This is a genomic window from Candidatus Infernicultor aquiphilus, from assembly GCF_002784285.1.
GTDB classification, from domain to species: domain Bacteria; phylum Atribacterota; class Phoenicimicrobiia; order Phoenicimicrobiales; family Phoenicimicrobiaceae; genus Infernicultor; species Infernicultor aquiphilus.
In genome coordinates this window covers 1-2125 of the sequence record NZ_PFKO01000345.1, presented here as the reverse complement: position 1 = coordinate 2125, position 2125 = coordinate 1, and the positions used below count along the sequence as shown (strand labels likewise).

General features: G+C 37.8%; 2 protein-coding genes. Both read left to right on the top strand.

The features are described 5' to 3' along the window. Positions 1–1816, top strand: a 1816-nt coding sequence (locus tag COZ07_RS09780) for an RtcB family protein (protein ID WP_406608379.1), incomplete at its 5' end; no start/stop codon positions are given. Positions 1817–2032: 216 nt separating this feature from the next. Next, the coding region (locus COZ07_RS09775; RefSeq protein ID WP_406608380.1) for a hypothetical protein at positions 2033–2125 on the top strand (93 nt) is incomplete at its 3' end.

Sequence of the window (2125 nt, the reverse complement as noted above, 5' to 3'; positions counted from 1 at the left end):
AACTCTTTTAAACCATAAATATACTTTTTATTGCCCAATGATTTCTATGAATAAACAAGAGGGCTTTATGGAGAGCGGAAGAAAATTTTTAGAAGAAATTTCTGATTTATTAGCCGAGTTCGGTGTAACTACTCAAAAGATAAGTCAGAGAATTGAATATATAAATAAAGAAGGGAATATATCTCATCGACTTCGATTAATTCTTTCTGATCAGACTCAGGATTTAATTAATCTTTATGGCAAGATTGGTTTTGAATATAATAAAAAGCGGAGTTTCATTGCTAATGCCACCGTACACTATTTAAAAGTTAAACAATTAATTATTGAAAAAAGGAATGGAATTGCGATTCAGGCTAAAGAATTAAAAACAAAAGAGGGAATAGGGGCGAAAGCTATTTATAAGCAGATTGATTCATCTTATACTAATCTTCGTTTCATTGAACGTTCCATTTATGAAGAAAGAAAGTCTTCTTCCAGGATAAGTTTTAATGCTCTCTCTTTTAAAAGTTTTATGAATAAAAATACCGAAGGGTTAGGTCATTCCGGGATGTTATGGGATGAAATAATCAGTAAGCAGAAAGTGGATTTTAATGATTATGTATATGATTTTACCGTAGAACATCCTCACCATAATTTTGTAGCCAATAATTTTGTAGTCTCCAATTGTGGGATCCGATTAGTAAGGACTAATTTGACCTTAAAAGAAGTGAAACCCAAGATTGAATTGTTGGTTGATGAGCTATTTAGGGCTATCCCCTCAGGGTTAGGTTCGAAAGGAAGGATAAGGATAAGTTATAATGAGATGAGAAAGGTATTAAGGGAAGGTACTAAATGGGCGGTAAAGAGTGGATACGGCTGGGAGGAAGATGTATTATTTACTGAAGAAGAAGGGAGTATGAAAGAAGCCAATCCTGATTTAATTAGCCAGCATGCCCTGGAAAGAGGAAAACCTCAACTAGGCACTCTGGGTTCTGGAAATCATTTTTTAGAGATTCAAGTAGTGGATAAAATCTATGACCCTGAAATTGCTCGGGAATTAGGATTAGAAGAGGGTCAGATAACCGTTATGATTCATTGTGGTTCACGAGGGTTGGGACATCAGGTCTGTACCGATTATTTAGTGACGATGCAAAAGGCGGTACAGAAGTACGGAATAAAACTTCCCGATCGTCAGTTGGCCTGTGCTCCTTTAGATTCCCCAGAAGGCAAGAATTATTATGCCGCTATGGCTGGTGCGGCAAACTATGCCTGGGCCAATCGGCAATGTATAATGCATTGGACTCGAGAGGTTTTTGCCAAGGTTTTTCGAAGTACTCCAGAAGAGTTAGAGTTGAAGTTAATCTATGATGTGGCTCACAATATTGCCAAGATAGAGGAACATAGTTGGGGAGGCCAAAAAATAAAATTATGTGTGCACCGAAAAGGGGCTACTCGTGCCTTTCCTCCCTTTCATCAGGATATACCGGAAAGATACCAAAAAATAGGTCAACCGGTATTAATTCCTGGAGATATGGGAAGGTGTTCATATTGCCTGGTAGGGACCGAGAAGGCTATGGAAGAGACCTTTGGGTCAACCTGTCATGGAGCAGGAAGAGTAATGAGTAGAATGGCAGCGAAAAAACAAGCAAGGGGAAGAGATATTCAACAAGAATTAAGAGAACGAGGGATAATTGTAAAGGCAGAAAACCGGGGAACCTTGGTTGAAGAGATGTCTGATGCCTATAAAGATGTAAGTGAAGTAGTAGAAGTAATGCATCAGACCGGTATATCTAAAAAAGTAGCCCGCATGAAACCATTGGGAGTTATAAAGGGATGAAAATCAATTGACCAATTGACCAATTATCCAATTTGCCAATTAAGTCAGTGAATAGTATATAGTAAAGAAGCCAGGAGCCAGAAATTAGAAAAAGTAGGGGCGTATTGTATACGCCCTCAATGATCTATATAAAATAAAGCCGTAGGACAGACGTCTCGCCTGTCACTATACGCTTATTACGCATTACATATTACTTATTTTAAGAGGGAGGAGACCATGTTAGATTTAAAACTTATCCGTTCCAATCCAGAAAAAGTAAAAGAGGGATTAAAGAAGAGAGGGTCAGAGATTGATTTAGATACCATACTC